General features: G+C 53.6%; 13 protein-coding genes. 2 read left to right on the top strand and 11 right to left on the bottom strand.

Annotated elements, in window-relative coordinates; genetic code table 11:
- Positions 1-9: 9 nt before the first annotated feature.
- Together WMO29_RS00340 and WMO29_RS00335 are read left to right on the top strand one after the other, a co-directional pair.
- Complete coding sequence (locus tag WMO29_RS00340) at positions 10-2,265, top strand: putative glycosyltransferase family protein (protein ID WP_349163278.1); 2,256 nt, start codon at positions 10-12, stop codon at positions 2,263-2,265.
- A 4-nt stretch (positions 2,266-2,269) separates the two neighbouring features.
- Entirely contained in the window at positions 2,270-3,151 is an 882-nt protein-coding gene (locus WMO29_RS00335) for a LysR family transcriptional regulator (RefSeq protein ID WP_349163277.1), read from the top strand.
- 58 nt (positions 3,152-3,209) lie between these two features.
- Here the strand turns inward: WMO29_RS00335 and WMO29_RS00330 are convergent, their stop codons facing one another.
- From WMO29_RS00330 to fmt, 11 genes are all read right to left on the bottom strand, one after another.
- A complete protein-coding gene (locus WMO29_RS00330) occupies positions 3,210-5,573 on the bottom strand; it encodes an ATP-dependent DNA helicase (protein ID WP_349163276.1) in 2,364 nt (787 codons plus the stop codon).
- A 219-nt stretch (positions 5,574-5,792) separates the two neighbouring features.
- A complete protein-coding gene (locus tag WMO29_RS00325) occupies positions 5,793-6,020 on the bottom strand; it encodes an HPr family phosphocarrier protein (protein ID WP_178039900.1) in 228 nt (75 codons plus the stop codon).
- A gap of 259 nt (positions 6,021-6,279) precedes the next feature.
- The gene (locus WMO29_RS00320; protein WP_349163275.1) at positions 6,280-6,981 is read right to left on the bottom strand and encodes a thiamine diphosphokinase; all 702 of its coding nucleotides are present in this window, start codon (positions 6,979-6,981) and stop codon (positions 6,280-6,282) included.
- A complete protein-coding gene (gene rpe / locus WMO29_RS00315; protein WP_349163574.1) occupies positions 6,978-7,634 on the bottom strand; it encodes a ribulose-phosphate 3-epimerase in 657 nt (218 codons plus the stop codon). Before rpe ends, WMO29_RS00320 begins: the two co-directional genes overlap by 4 nt.
- A gap of 5 nt (positions 7,635-7,639) precedes the next feature.
- Positions 7,640-8,518: a ribosome small subunit-dependent GTPase A gene (gene rsgA / locus WMO29_RS00310; RefSeq protein WP_178039898.1), complete on the bottom strand. Its 879-nt coding sequence runs from the start codon at positions 8,516-8,518 to the stop codon at positions 7,640-7,642.
- A gap of 23 nt (positions 8,519-8,541) precedes the next feature.
- Positions 8,542-10,989: a Stk1 family PASTA domain-containing Ser/Thr kinase gene (gene pknB, locus WMO29_RS00305; RefSeq protein WP_349163274.1), complete on the bottom strand. Its 2,448-nt coding sequence runs from the start codon at positions 10,987-10,989 to the stop codon at positions 8,542-8,544.
- 26 nt (positions 10,990-11,015) lie between these two features.
- Positions 11,016-11,741 (bottom strand): Stp1/IreP family PP2C-type Ser/Thr phosphatase, encoded by a 726-nt coding sequence (locus tag WMO29_RS00300; protein ID WP_349163273.1) that lies wholly within the window; start codon positions 11,739-11,741, stop codon positions 11,016-11,018.
- Positions 11,698-12,798 (bottom strand): dual-specificity RNA methyltransferase RlmN, encoded by a 1,101-nt coding sequence (rlmN, locus tag WMO29_RS00295; protein WP_178039895.1) that lies wholly within the window; start codon positions 12,796-12,798, stop codon positions 11,698-11,700. Before rlmN ends, WMO29_RS00300 begins: the two co-directional genes overlap by 44 nt.
- A gap of 2 nt (positions 12,799-12,800) precedes the next feature.
- Complete coding sequence (gene rsmB, locus WMO29_RS00290) at positions 12,801-14,159, bottom strand: 16S rRNA (cytosine(967)-C(5))-methyltransferase RsmB (protein ID WP_349163272.1); 1,359 nt, start codon at positions 14,157-14,159, stop codon at positions 12,801-12,803.
- Positions 14,152-14,865, bottom strand: coding sequence for a zinc metallopeptidase (locus WMO29_RS00285; RefSeq protein ID WP_178039893.1), 714 nt, complete (start codon positions 14,863-14,865; stop codon positions 14,152-14,154). The genes rsmB and WMO29_RS00285 overlap by 8 nt, the downstream gene beginning before the upstream one ends.
- Before the next feature lie 70 nt (positions 14,866-14,935).
- Positions 14,936-15,868, bottom strand: coding sequence for a methionyl-tRNA formyltransferase (gene fmt / locus WMO29_RS00280; RefSeq protein ID WP_178039892.1), 933 nt, complete (start codon positions 15,866-15,868; stop codon positions 14,936-14,938).

Raw genomic sequence — 15,868 nt, 5'->3', positions numbered from 1 at the left:
GAGATTTTTATGAAACAGCTGCTGAAATTCCGGGGCCAGCTTTTCTTTACGCTGGTTCTGCTTGTTATGATTCTGGCTGCTCCGTTCACCGATTATGTGGAGCGCAATTTTACCTGTGAGGAAATGAACTATCCGGAAGACGTCATCGGTATCGTCACTGTGGAAAATGAGACGCTGACTATTCCCGAGGGCGCCGGTTCCGTCCCACTCACCAGCGACGGCCATTATTTAAAAAAGGGTACTTATCATCTGACCTTTGCCGTCACAGCCGATGCGGACGGCAGCACTGTACAGGTATACGATCCCCTGTATCTGAATTCTGACAATACCTCCGGACGCGTGCTGAATGAGGCTCCTGTAGAGCCCGGACAGGAAGAAGTGACCCTGTCCTTTACCCTGGACGACTCCCTGACCTGCGTACAGTTCCGCGTGCTGGCAGAAAATCCCCTTACCTTCCGGGGCATCTATCTGCTCTCAGAGCGGGGCATCTACCGGGATCCGCTGATTCTGGCTGCGCTTATACTGCTGGCCTCCTGCCTGCTTCTGCTGTACCGAGCCCGCCGGAGCATCCGGCCGGAGATCCTGATTACGCTGGCTTTTGCGTCTGTCTGGTCTTCCATGCCGCTGACTCTGCCCTGGCTTTTAAACGGCCATGACATGTTCTTCCACTACAGCCGTCTCTTTTATCTGGCTCAGGATCTGTTTACCCAGCTTCCGGTGCGCATCCATTCCGGACTGTTCCGGGGCTTCGGTTATATGAATCCGACTTTTTATTCAGAATTTTTCCTGTATCCCTTCGCGCTGCTGATTCGGCTCGGCATGTCCCCCATCGGCTGCTATCGGCTGCTTCTGTTCTGTGTAAACCTGGCTACAGCAGGCGTGGCATATTACGCTTTTTCCCGCCTGTGCCGTTCCCGAAAGCTTGGCATGACCGCCGCGTTTTTCTACACCCTGTCGGCTTACCGGCTCATCAATCTTTACACCCGCTCTGCTGTGGGCGAGGTTCTGGCGACCGTTTTCCTGCCATTGCTGATGCTCGGCATGTACCAGCTTTTCTATGGAAATTATAAGAAATGGCTGACTGCTGTGCTGGCTTTCACCGCACTTTTTCAGTCCCACATGATTTCCACCGAGCTGGCTCTGGGCTTTGCGGTACTGTTCGCCCTGCTTTGCCTGCCCCGTCTGAAAGACTGGAAGCGGCTGCTTCATATCGTACTCGCGGGCGGCGTCACGGTGCTTCTGAACCTGTGGTCAATTCTGCCCTTCCTCGATTTGATGCGGTATCCGCTGGTATTGCTTGACGACACCCGCAATCTGGCCGGTTATTCCCTGTACGGCATCCAGCTCTTTGACGTCGGTCTCTTAAATCCCGCAGGCGACGCTCTCGGTCGGGGCTCTGTTGCCGGGGAAATGCCTTATTCCATAGGTCTTCTCCTGCTAATGGGAAGCCTGCTGTTCCTCGCCCTCTGCTTCCGCAGGAAAAACCGGCTTCCGGCTTTTCAGAGAAAGCTTGGTACCTGGTGCATGGTATTTGGCTGGCTGTCCGTCTACGCCTCTACCATTTATTTTCCCTGGGAGCGGCTGCAGCGGATTGGGCTCATTAACCGCGTAGCCGGGGCCATTCAGTTTTCCTCCCGGTTTCTGACCTTCGCGACGTTGTTTCTCTGCGTGGTATCAGCTATCGCTGTCTGCGGCTATTTCCGGGAGCGCTCCGGTCAGAAGCTTTTATTTTTCGGCTGCGCTCTCTTCCTGACCTGGTCCGCAGGATCTTATTTCAGCAGCTATGTCAATGAAGCGGACACCTTTGCCACAGCGGAAAATCAGCTGGATCAGATTCAGACCACAGACGTGCTGTACCTGATTTCCGATGACGGAGCCTATTTCAGTACCCGGGAGCTTCGCAGCCAGGACATCACCTTCACCGCGTCGGAGGGTGTTGCGCTGACCAATATTTCCAGAGACGGCACCTGCGCTTCTTTCACCTATGAAAACAGCAGCGGCGCTTCCGACTCCTATGTGGATGTGCCCTTTAACTATTACCCTTATTACCGGGCTCAGGATGAATCCGGACAGAAGCTTTCCACCGGCGTCAGTGATACCCTTGTTCGGCTTCGCGTCACGCTTCCGGAACAGACGCACGGTACTGTCACGATTCGTTTTACCCTTCCGATCCTGTTCCGGGTGGGCGACGCAATTTCCCTGCTGACTGCCATCGGCCTTCTGGCCCTTGCGCTTCTGTCGGCATATCAGAAAAAGAAGGAGTGATTTCATGGATATCAATTACGAGCTTTACAAGGTCTTCTATCATGTGGCTGTAACCTTAAGCTTCTCCGAAGCATCCAAGCAGCTCTTTATCTCTCAGTCGGCGGTGAGCCAGTCCATCAAGGTACTGGAAAAGAAGCTGAACCAGAACCTCTTTATCCGGAGCACAAAGCGGGTGCAGCTGACCCCCGAGGGTGAGATTCTGCTGCGCCATATCGAGCCTGCCATCAACCTGATAAAACGGGGTGAAAATCAGATTATGGAGGCCAATTCCCTGGGCGGCGGCCAGCTACGCATCGGTGCCAGCGATACCATCTGCCGGTATTTTCTGGGGCCTTTCCTGAGCCGGTTCCACAGGGAATTTCCCGGAATCCATATCAAGGTTACCAACAATACCTCCATTGGCTGCGTGGATCTTCTGGAAAGTGGTCAGGTGGATTTGATTTTTACCAATTACCCTAATTCCAGACTGGGCAATGCCGGACATATGACAAAAGTCCGCAGCTTTCAGGACGTCTTTATTGCCAACCGGAATTATTTTAATCTGGAAAATCAGAAATTGAGTTTCAGGGAGCTTCTGAACTATCCGATTCTGATGCTGGATCGCAAGAGTACCACCAACGAATATCTGCATGCCCTGTTCCAGCAGCATCAGCTGGATCTGGTGCCGGAAATCGAGCTTTCCAGTAATGATCTGCTGCTTGACCTGGCAACCATTGGTCTGGGCATTGCTTTCGTGCCGGATTACTGCCTGCCCAACCATTCCAGCGATCTGTTCCCGTTGACACTGGCGGAAGAGCTGCCCAGCCGGCAGCTGATGCTGGTGCACAGTGAGCAGCTGCCGCTGAGTCCTGCTGCAAAGCAGTTTCTGGAGTATTTTACTGCCTAGGACAGTATAGCAAAACACCGATAAGTAGTCTTATTCTCAGACATACTTATCGGTGTTTTTATTTTTCCTGTATCTTCCAGAAGGCCTCGATCTGCTCTCCCACATCCCGGCTCCGGCATCCCCGCACGCCGCTCCACTCCAGCGGAAACATGCGCGTGTACTCGGCTGTCCCAAACCGGTCGTCCAGAAGCAATACCACGCCCAGATCCTCCTCGGTTCGTATAACCCGCCCTGCGGCCTGCAACACCTTATTCATGCCCGGATAACGATAGGCGTAGGCGAAGCCGTCCATCTGCCTTCCCTCATAATACTGCCGCAGAATTTCCCGCTCATTGCAGATCTGGGGCAGACCTGTACCCACGATGGCCGCCCCGATAAGGCTTTCGCCCTTCAGGTCGATGCCCTCGGAGAAGATACCGCCCAACACGCAAAAACCCAGGAGACTGCGGGTACAGGCCTGTTCCCGGAAACGGCTTAAGAAGGTCTCCCGCTGTGCTTCCCCCATGCCGCTTTGCTGAATGACGCACTCGGTCCGCCCCTCATCCAGCTCCAGATAGAGATCGTAGACATCCTCCATCATCCGGTAGGACGGAAAAAAGGCCAGGTAATGCCCCATCCGCGCGTTGCTCATCTGCTTCAGATACGCGGCTATCCGCTCATACTCGCTGCGGTTCCGGCGGGTATAGCGGCTGCTCACATCCTGCCCCAGGAGAAGCAGCCGCTTTTCCGGCCTGAAGGGCGACCGGGCGTAGACCGCGTAATCATCCTCCGCCCCCAACATATGCTTATAATAGGGCATGGGAAGCAGGGTGGCCGAGAAAAAAACGGCGGCCCGCCCCTTATCCAGACAGGCCCGGATGTTCTCCGCAGTCTCCACACAGTAGAGCTTCAGATAGAAGTTTCCATTTTCTCCCATTTCGCTGTAGATCACATAATTTTCATCCAGCAGATCCGCCGTATTCAGGAAATCCCGCAGGGTAAACCAGAATTCCAGCACCTGTGCGTCCAGCTCCGGCTCCAGCCCCTCCTCACGCAGACGGTCCAGCTCCGTGGACAGGGACAGCGTAAGCAAAATCAGCGGATCGATGTTCTCATGAAGCTGCCAGGTCTCGCACTCCCGCTTGAAGCCCAACAGATACTTATTGCAGCGGTCCAGCAGGCGTTCAGCCTTTTTATCCCTGCCCTTTAACGCCCGCTTCAGCTCCAGAAAATCCTCTTTGCAAAGGCGCGCGCTGAACATCTCCCTCCCCCGCTCCACCAGGTTATGGGCCTCATCGATGAGGAACAGGTAATCGCCCTTCACACCCTCGCCGAAGAAGCGCTTCAGGCGCGCGTTCGGATCGAAGACATAATTGTAATCACAGATAATGGCGTCGGTCCAGGTCGCTGTGTCCAGGCTCAGCTCAAAGGGACAGACCCGGTGCCGCTCCGCCTGGGAAAGCAGAAGCTCACGGTCGATGGCATCCGGGCCGGTCGTCAACAGCTCATAGACCGCATCGTTAATCCGGTCGAAATGCCCTTTTGCATAGGGGCAGGCGTCCGGATTGCAGTCCGGGGTCCCGCAGATACAGAGCTTCTCCTTCGCTGTCAGGGTCACTGCCTTCAGGCGCAGACCCTGAGTCCGTAAGATTCCGAAGGCTTCCTCGGCCACGGTCCGGGTGATCGTCTTGGCCGTCAGGTAAAAGATGCGGTCGCCCAGATCCTCGCCCACGGCCTTCACCGCCGGGAATACCGTAGAAATGGTCTTGCCGACGCCGGTGGGCGCCTGAATAAAAAGCCGTTTTCCCCGGGCAATGGTCCGGTACACGCCCGCCGCCAGATCCCGCTGCCCTTCCCGATAGGCAAAGGGGAATTCCAGAGGCCGGATGCTGGCTTTTCGGATCTGCTTCCACGCGTACTGGAACTGGGCCCATTTCTCATAGCGGGCCATCAGCTCATCAAACCAGGCATCCAATGCTTCTCTCTTATGCTCTGAGCGAAAATACCTCAGTTCCCCGGTCTCCAGGTTGCCATAGGTCATCTGGACGCCGATCCGGGGCAGATCCTGCTGTCTCATATAAATGCAGGCGTAGCAGAGCGCCTGGGCCAGATGCACGGGGACAGGCTCCTCCAGAAGCATCACATCCCGGTACATGCCCTTAATCTCGTCAATGTAGATCTCCCCGTCCTCCGTAAAGATTCCGTCGGCCCGCCCTTCCACCAGGCAGTCGAAGTCGCCCATGGGAACCAGAAGCTTAAGGGCAGCCTCAGCGGTATAATACGCGCCCATCCGCCTCTGGATCTTCCGGTGGAGCCGCCCGCCGGCCTGCATGGCTTCCAGATCCGTCTTCGCTCCTGTTCGATTGTCCAAATCTCCGGATCGGAGAATAAATTCCACCAGGTCCCGCACGGAAATGCGGATCTGCGGCCTTGTCTCTTCCATGTATCGGTCTCTCCTGCTTTTTCCCGGTTGGCTTTCACCAACCGCTGTTCTCTAAAAATATATTGTAGCACAGCCGCATGCTCCTGTAAAATTACCGAAACAAAAAATGCCGGACCGCAAGCCCCAGCAACGGCCCCTGATAACGAAGAAGGAGCCTCCGGCATCCCAGGGATGCCGAAGACTCCTTCTTCTGTCGCCGTATTCTTTTATCGGTTAGTTTTAAGCTATTGCAAATTTTGCCAGCACCCGATCAAAATCGCCGTTCTCACCGTGACATTTCACAGTCAGAATCTGATTCAGATCCATGCTCAGCACGCCGAGAATAGACTTGGCGTCGATGAGGATGCGGTTGTAATAAACATCCACATCAAAATCGCACTTGCTTGCGCCCTGTACAAACTCCTTTACGTCCTCTGTTGCGTTCAGCTTAATCTTTTTTGTCTGCATTTTCTTTCACTCCTTTAGGCCTGAATACGAATTCAAAGTCTAGCTCAAAGCGCTTTTGCTTTGATGGACGTATTATGACAGCAAGTCTTTCCTTTGTCAATCCCTGCCGAAATATTTCGTCTGCAGGCTAGTCTACCCGTTTTTTTGGTAATTATGCACAAACATATTCCGCAGTTTTTCGACAATTTTACAATATTCCCATGGTGTTTTCATGAATTTCCATTTTATAATGCGCCCGGGATGCAGACAACCCAGCATTTCACTTTGTATTTCTGTTGCTTTTTTCAGATATTTCGGATCGTTTCGGAAGGTCCCGGGACTCGATTAACACAAAAATTCCGGATTTAACGCGGATTTCCGCAGTATCTTCGATAATTTCATTGCTGACACCAAGTCCTGCGCTTCCGGTACTGGTGAAGGTGTGACCGGTCAGATTAAACTTAAAACCGGTCAGATCCACGCCGGTGACCTCGGTAGTCAGAGGAAGCAGGGACACATACTTACCGTACTGCTCCGATTTCTTCAGTCTCGTCTCCCCGTCAATCAGCTGAATTCGGTTATATTCATCCAGAATGACACAGGACACGCCCTTTTTCTTTGCCAGCATCAGGCTCTGAATATTGCCCAGCACATGATCCATACGGGTACCCGTGCCGCCAAGGAGCGTGATTTCACTGCTTCCCAGTTCCAGGGCCAGTTCTATGGCGATCTGACTGTCTGTGGAATCCTTCACCGGATTGAAGCGGCGGATGGGAATATCGGTCTGTGTCTGGTAATATTCCACCAGCTCCGGCGCCGCCGTGTCAAAGTCGCCCACAATCCATGTGGGCTTTATCTGATTGTCATAGCAGAAGCGCAGTCCATTATCCACTGCGATAAACTGCTCAAAGGTTTCATTTTCCAAAAAAGACAGGGCAAAATCGCGCTCGATTCTGCCCCCGCTGATAATTACTGTTCTCATGCTTCACCCAATATTTTCATAAAGTCTGTCACGTTCTTCTCGATATCGCCGCCGAATACCGCGGAGCCCGCCACGATGATGTTGGCGCCTGCGTCCAGAACAGTCTTCACATTGTTCAGCTTGATGCCGCCATCTACCTCGATGTCGATCTCGAGGCCGCGGGCCTCCATCATTTTCCGCAACTCCTGAATCTTTCTGGTGCTGCTCTCGATGTACTTCTGACCGCCGAAGCCCGGGTTGATGGTCATCAGAAGCACCATATCCAGATCCTCCAGCACATAATCCAGTACGTTCAGCGGCGTGGTCGGATTCAGGGCCACGCAGGCCTTCATGCCATTTTCCTTGATAGCCGCGATGGTCCGGTTCAGATGGGGGCAGACCTCCGCGTGAACGGTCAGAATATCCGCTCCGGCCTCCGCGAAAGCCTTGATATACTGATCCGGATTGTCTATCATCAGATGGACGTCGAATACCATCACAGATTTCCTGCGGATGGACTCGATGACCGGGATACCCAGGGAATAATTCGGGACAAAATGTCCGTCCATCACGTCGATATGCAGGTACTCCGCGCCTGCCTCCTCTACCTTCCGTACATCCTCGCCAAGTGCCGCGAAATCGGCGGACAGGATGGACGGAGCCAGCTTGTTCATCATAACTAATACCTCCTCTTATCCTTTAACTCCTCATATAGAAGCTTATAATTATCGTATCGGATAGGACTTATCTTTTTCTCCTCCAAAGCCTCTTTGACGCCACAGCCCGGCTCATGGATATGGGCACAGCCCTGAAAGCGGCAGAAGGGCTCGTATTCCGCGATTTCCGGAAAATAGATTCCCAGCTCCTCCTTCTCCATCTCCGGCAGGTAAATGGAACTGAAGCCCGGCGTATCGCAGATAAAGGTGTTCTCATCCAGGGCAAAAAGCTCCGAATGACGGGTGGTATGCTTTCCGCGCTCGATTTTCCGGCTGATGTCGCCGGTCTCCATCTCTGCCTCCGGGGAGAGCAGATTGATGAGGGATGATTTTCCTACGCCGGATGGTCCGGCCACGGTGGTGGTCTTTCCCTTCAGTAAATCACGTACCGCCTGTATGCCCTCCTCCTTCGCCGCGCTGGTGAATATCACCTGATAGCCTGCGCTCTCGTAGGTGTTCTTAAGGAGCTGTAATTCCTCCGCGTCTACCATATCCTGCTTATTAAAGCAGACCACAGCCGGAACCTTCTGATACTGCATCAGGATCAGAAAGCGATCCAGCAGATTAAAATTGGGCTTTGGCTTCGCCGCCGCAAAGATGACCAGCGCCTGGTCGATATTGGCTACCGCCGGGCGGATCAGCTCATTTTTCCGGGGCAGTATTTCCTCAATGTTACCCTTTTTCTGTTCTTCATCCAGCACTTCCAGCCGGACATTGTCGCCCACCAGGGGCTTCACCTTCTGATTGCGGAAGGCTCCCTTTGCTTTACATTCATAGATACCGGATTCCGCTACGTGAACGTAGTAGAATCCGGCAATCCCTTTTACTATCTTTCCCTGCATGTAAATTCTGCTTTCGGTTATGGTTACTGTGTATTACCTTCTCCGCCCTCGGAAGGAGTAGACGGAGTCGGGGTCGGGGTCGGTTCCGGCGTCGGAGCGACATAAGCTCCGTATACGGTAATGCTGATGGCGGTTCCCTTAGATACAGAGGAACCCTTGGAGCTCCAGTCGTAGATACGTCCTGAATCTCCTTCACTGGGCGCGGCCGTACCCGTGGTCGTTCCGCCCAGAGTCAGACCTACCGATGACAGTGCTGTCTGCGCCTGGGAAGCATTCATACCGGACAGATCCGGAACGCTTACGCTCTCTGTACCCTTGCTGACCCAAATCTTAACCGTAGAACCAGCCGCTACTGTAGTTCCGTTACCCGGCTCGGTACGTGTTACCTGTCCACTGGCTACAGAGCTGCTGTATTCATAATCTACGACTACCTTCAGACCCTTGCCCTGAGCCTTGCTTGTAGCCTCAGACTCGCTCATGCCACTGTAGTTGCCGATATAGACGTCCTTATTTTCCTTACCCTTACTGATGACATAGCTTACCTTACTGTCCTTATTCACCTTGGTGCCTGCCTTCGGGCTCTGGGAAATGATATTGCCCTCGTCTACGGTATCGCTGAACTCCTGGGAAGCCTGGCCGGAAGCCAGTCCTGCCGCCTTCAGAAGCTCCTTGGCCTTGGCCTCAGTCTTGCCGGTGATGGTCGGAACCTCTATCTGCTGATCCTCTTCCTTGCCCTTGCTGACTACAACAGTTACCACGCCGCTCTTGTCAATCTTCTTGCCTGCCGCCGGAGAAGTGGAGATAACCTTTCCTGCCGCCACATCCTCGCTGGCTACCTCGGTAATATCCACCGTCAGTCCCAGCGCCTTCAGCGCGCTCTCGGCCTTTGCCTGGCTGTACCCCTTCACATCGGGCACTTCTACCTTTTCCCCGTCGCCGCATACGTCTACAATAATTGTGGTATTCGGATCCACCTTCGTACCAGCTTCCTCGCTCTGGCTGATGATCTGGCCCGCGTCATACTGATCGGAAGACTTGGTCTCGCCAAGCTTGATACCCAGGCCCAGCTTGTTCAGCTCATCCTTTGCCGCGGAATAGCTTAACCCCAAGAGACTCGGAACCTCTACTTTCTCATTCAGAACGTCCGCAATCTCCGTATCATCGGTGTTCTTATTACCGGAACCCTTGCCGAAGCCCAGCACCTTGCCGATGATGACCGCCAGGATAATTACGATGATGATCGCGGCCACAATACCGCCGATGGTCATGATCTTCTCCATCTTCGGATCCAGGATGCCGTCGTTGTCTTCGTCATCCTCATCCTCATCGTCGTCTGCTTCTTTTTCCTTCTTATCTTTTTTCAAAAAGCCGAAGATTCCGCCTTTACCGCGTTTTCCGTCGTCATAATCCTCATCGTACTCGTCATCCTCGTAATCTTCGTCTTCGTAGTCCTCGTCATCCTCATAATCTTCGTCGTCATAGTCCTCATCCTTTTCCGCGTTCAGGCGATCCAGATAAGCGTACTTGGACTCCGCGTCGTCGGCAGCCGCCGGAATCCGACCGGTCTCCCGCTTAATTTTCGAAATCTCATCCCGGGTGATGGCTACGGTCTTGGCTCCATCCGGCACGATCTCCTTGATAAAATTCACATCCGGCGTAAGCAGGGACTGCTTCAGATCCGCGATGAGCTCCGCCGCATTGGCATAACGGCGATCCGGGCTCTTCTCCGTACATTTCAGGATAATATGTTCCAGACTCACCGGCACATCGGAAGCGTAGACTCTGGGGGATACGATATCCTCCTGCAGGTGCTTCACCGCTACCACCACCGTGGTCTCCCCATCGAAGGGCACCCGTCCGGTCACCATCTCGTACATGACGATACCCAGAGAGTAAATGTCGCTCTTGGCGTCGCTGTAACCGCCTCTGGCCTGCTCCGGGGACGTATAGTGTACAGATCCCATGGCGTCCGCCGTATTCGTATTGGAAGAGATGGATTTGGCGATACCGAAATCAGTCACCTTCACCTTGCCCTCCCGAGAAATGATGATATTCTGAGGCTTGATATCCCGATGTACAATCTGATTGTTATGGGCAATCTCCAGACCTGACGCCACCTGAATGGCAATACTGGTGGCCTCCTTCACCGTCAGACGTCCTTTCTTCTCGATATAAGTCTTCAGGGTGATGCCCTCTACCAGCTCCATGACGATGTAGAAGATATTCTGCTCGTCTCCCACGTCGTAGACATTCACGATATTCGGATGGGCCAGCGCCGCCGCGGCCTGGGCCTCCTCTTTAAATTTGCGGACAAAATTCTTATCCTCCACAAACTCATCCTTCAGTACCTTTACCGCCACAAAACGGTTCAGCTTATGATCCTTTCCTTTAAAGACCTCTGCCATTCCGCCGGATCCGATTTTCTCCAGAATCTCGTAGCGGTCTCCTAAAAACATTCCAATTCTTACCATAATTTCACCTCATCATCCTATCCGCGTTATACACGCTCTATTAATACGACAGCAATGTTATCTCTTCCGCCGTTCTGGTTGGCTGCTCTTATAAGCTCCTTCGCACAGGATTCCAGATCCGTGCGCAGCTCCACGATCTCTTTGATCTGCCGGTCGCTGACCATGTTTGTCAAACCGTCCGAGCACATCAGAAGGCATTCGCCCTTTTGAAGATCTGTGTCGAAATAATCCGGCTCCACCGTGTCCGACACGCCCATTGCTTTCGTAATAATATTTTTGTCGGGATGATTTCGTGCCTGTTCCTTTGAAATCTCTCCCATGCGGACCATTTCTTCTACCAGGGAATGATCCTCTGTGATCTGTTCGATCTTATCGCCGATCTTATACAGGCGGCTGTCGCCCACATTTACCACGTAGACCGCGTCGTTCTTCACTGTCGCCGCCACCAGCGTGGTTCCCATGCCCGTGTAGCTGTCCGACTCCCCCGCCTTCTCCAAAAGCTTCTGGTTCGCATATTGGAACGCGCCCTTCAGAATCTGATAGGGAATGGTCTGCATACTCTTGGACACCGCTTCCTGTACCTTCGCCACCGTATATTCAGAGGCCAGATCGCCAGCTTTGTGGCCGCCCATGCCGTCCGCTACCAGAAACAGGTTCGGAAGGTTTCCGATGGGCTCTTCCGATACGGAAATATAGTCCTGATTGATCTCACGGCATTTCCCGATGTCCTTCATGCCCCAGGCTTTCAGCATCTGATCCCTCCTCTCCGGGTTCTCCGCTTTTCAGATAACGTCTGCGCAGCTGTCCGCAGGCGCCGTCGATATCGCGGCCCATTTCTCTTCTAATAGTAACATTTATCCCGTATTTTTCAAGTTCCTTTTTGAAATTACCGATGACCTCTTTTTTCGGCTGCACAAAGCTCCGCTCTGTCACCGGATTTACAGGAATCAGGTTTATATGACTGTGAATGGGTTTCGCCAGAGCCGCAAGACGCCTCGCGTCCTCCGGGTGATCGTTCACACCGCCTACCAGGCTGTACTCGAAGGTCATCCGACGCCCGGTTTTCTGATGATAATACGCGCAGGCATCCAATACCTCCGACAGCGGATACTTATTGGCAATGGGCATCAGTTCCGCACGCTTTTCCTGTGTCACTGCATGAAGCGACAGTGCCAGGGTAATCGCCAGATTCTCATCCGCCAGCTGCCGGATCCGCGGCACGATACCACAGGTGGAGACTGTCAGATTCCGCTGGCTGATATTCAGTCCGTTTTCATCCGTCAAAAGCCGGATAAAACGAAGCAGGTTATCGTAATTATCCAGCGGTTCGCCGGTTCCCATGACCACCACATTGGAGACGCGCTCGCCGCTGTCCTTCTGGATCCGGTAAATCTGATCCAGCATTTCCGAGGGCTTTAAGGAGCGCACCACGCCGCCAATGGTGGAGGCGCAGAAGCGACAGCCCATACGGCAGCCCACCTGAGAAGAGATGCAGACAGAATTGCCGTGATGATAGCGCATCAGGACACTCTCGATCACATTGCCGTCAGCGAGGCGAAACAGGTATTTGCATGTTCCGTCCAGCCGGGATCGCTGTACCTCTACAATCTCCAGATTGGTGTATTCATATTCGTTTTTCAGAAGCTCCCGTAAGCTTTTGGAGAGGTTGCTCATCTCGTCAAAGCCGGAAGCAAGCTTTCCATGCATCCAGTTATAGAGCTGACCCGCCCGGAAAGCTTTTTCCCCGTGTGCCTGAAGCTCACCCTTCAGCTCCTCCAGAGTCAGGGATTTGATATCTCTCTGTTCCATATTTATTTTCCAATTTTCCTTCTGAATTTCGCAATGAAAAAGCCATCGCACTGATGGACTCCCGGAAGCAGCTGTAGGTATCCCTGCTTCGTGGTTTCGCTCCGAAGCTTCTCCGGCAGGCAGTCGTCCAGGGATACCGCCTCGTATGGAAAATGGGACAGAAACCAGCGGACGTTTTCCTCGTTTTCGCCCCGGTTGATGGTACAGGTGCTGTATACAAGGGTTCCGCCGGGCTTCACGTAAGCCTCTGCGGTGCTTAAGATCTTCCGCTGAAGCTCCTGTAATTCCTGCTGCTGTTCCTTACTCATGCGGTACTTGATGTCTGTCTTTTTTGACAGAACGCCCAAACCCGAGCAGGGCAGATCCGCCAGCAGTACATCTGCTTTTTCCTTTGAGGCCTCATCATATACACAGGCGTCCTTCACGGACACTGTTACATTTGTCACGCCTAACCGTTCCGCGTTATCCCGAATCATTTCCGCCTTGTAGTCCGTCAAGTCTCTTGCGTCCACGCCGCCCGTCTCTCCGGCCTTTTCCGCCAGATACAGGCTCTTGCCGCCGGGGGCCGCGCATACGTCGATGCAGTGATCTCCCGCTTTTACGCCCGCGATTTCTACTGCCAGCATGGAGCTTACGTCCTGGACCTGGAACAGTCCCTCACGGAATTCATCGAGGCCGCCCAGATAATCGAAGCCGTCCATCTGCAGCGCACCGTCGATGTAGGGCGCCGGCCGCATATGGATACCCCGGGCTTCCAGCCGGACCTTCAGATCTGCCGGACTGATCCGGTTCCGGTTGACACGGATCGTCAGCGGCTCTTTTTCATAAAAAGCTGCCAGCATAGCTTCCGTCTGCTCCCGTCCGTAGCTTGTAAGCCACTCCTTTACCATCCATTCCGGCATGGAATAACGCACAGACAGGTAACGCACCGGTTCTTTTTCCGGCGGCAGCTTTACCGTTGAAAGATTTCGGGCAATGTTCCGTAAAACGCCGTTTACAAAGCCCTTCAGCTGTCGAAAGCCCTTTTTCTGGGCCAGCTTCACCGCTTCGTTGCACACGGCGGAATCCGGCACACTGTCCATATATTTAAGCTGATAGACCGACATCCGAAGAAGCTCCCGGATGACCGGTTTTTGTTTCCTTACTTTTACACTGGAAAACTGATCGATGATGTAATCCAGCTCAATCCGCCGCTCGAGAGTTCCCTCCACCAGGCGGGTTAAAAAGGCGCGCTCCTGCTTTTCCAGATACTGGTATTTATCCAGTACATTCCGAAGCGCAATGTGGCTGTACTCCTCGCCTGCAGATACCTCCAGCAGAATCCCCAGAGCCAGCTCACGGATATCCGTTCCTTTAGTCACGATTTCTTCTTCCTCCAAAGAGTATCAGGAGACGTAACAGAGACAGGATAGAAGCCGCTGCAGCCGCCACGTAGGTCATGGCCGCCGCGCTTAAGACCTTCCTGGTATCCCGAATCTCATCTCCGTATAAGATTCCTGTATTTCCCAGAATCTGGATCGCCCGATGGGACGCGTCGAACTCCACCGGCAGGGTCACCAGCTGGAACAGTACGCCCAGGGAGAACAGCAGAATTCCCAGATTAACGAGAAATGAACTGCTTCCGAAAATCAGTCCGATGATGATAATCGGCCAGGCCGCCTGGGTTCCGAAATTTGCCACCGGCACCAACGCATTGCGGAAGCGAAGGGGAAAATAATCCTTATCGTCCTGCACCGCATGGCCGCACTCGTGGGCTGCTACGCCGAGAGCCGCTACGGAAGTGGAATTATACACCACATCCGACAGACGTAATACCCGGTTCTTCGGATCGTAATGATCGGTCAGTTCGCCGCTGACATGCTCGATACGCACATCGTAGATGCCATTGGCCCGCAGAATCTGGTCTGCCACCTGCGCTCCGGTCAGGCCGGACATACTGCGTACCCGGCTGTATTTGGAATAGGTGGTTTTCACCTTGGCCGAAGCCCACAGGGAAATCACCACGCCAATCAGTACTAAAATATAAGTGGGATCAAAATAATAACCATAGCCATATCCATAAGGCATACTGTAACACTCCTTTCACTCATCTGCCCTTGCCGGGGCAGACCGGAATCCCAATGAGGGGTTTCTTTACCTAACCAAGCCTTGTGCCCGGCTCCAGGTGATAACCCCGCAAGAAGGCTCCCGTATCCATCCGTTTCTTACCCTGAAGCTGAAGCTCTGTAATCTCCAGTGCTCCTTCGCCACAGGCCACACAGACAGTTTCTTTCGTCACTCTTATGATCTCCCCACAGGCAGCATTTTCAACTGCTCTCTCACAGACCCGCGCAGACCAGATTTTCAGGGTCTTGTCTCCAAGCTTTGTATAAGCGCTGGGCCACGGATTCAAGCCCCGGATCAGCCGTTCCAGCTTCTCCGCGCTCTCATTCCAATTCAAATTACCCATGTCCTTGGTCAGCATCCGCGCGTATTCCGTCGGGCTCTCCCCCTGTTTCTCCGGCTTTAATTCACCCTTTGGCAGCTTCTCCAGCGCTTCCGCGCAGAGATTCGCGCCAAGTGTACTCAGACGGTCAAAAAGGCTGCCGCCCGTCTCGTCCGCCGCAAGCTCCAGACTTCCCTTCAGAAGCATATCGCCGGTATCCAGTCCCTCGTCCATCTGCATGATGGTCACGCCGCTCTCCTTCTCGCCGTCGATAACCGCCCACTGAATCGGGGCCGCGCCCCGGTATTTGGGAAGCAGGGAAGCATGGACGTTGATACAGCCGTACTGCTTCATCTCCAGAATGGCCTTCGGGATAATCTGACCAAAGGCGATGACTACGATCACATCGGCCTCCGTCTCACGAAGCTTCCCGATCACTTCCGGATCCCGCACCTTCTTCGGCTGATAGACCGGCAGACCGTGCTTCAGGGCCGCCTCCTTCACCGGCGTGGGCTGCAGCTCATGACCGCGTCCCTTTGGTTTATCCGGCTGAGATACCACCAGGGTAATCTCATGTCCCGCCGCAATCAGCGCTTCCAGTGTCCCCACGGAAAAATCCGGGGTTCCCATAAAAATGATTTTCAT

This window comes from Laedolimicola intestinihominis (assembly GCF_040096155.1).
Lineage (GTDB): Bacteria > Bacillota > Clostridia > Lachnospirales > Lachnospiraceae > Laedolimicola > Laedolimicola intestinihominis.
The sequence above is the reverse complement of the archived record's forward strand: the minus strand, read 5'-3'. Positions and strand labels throughout refer to the sequence as shown.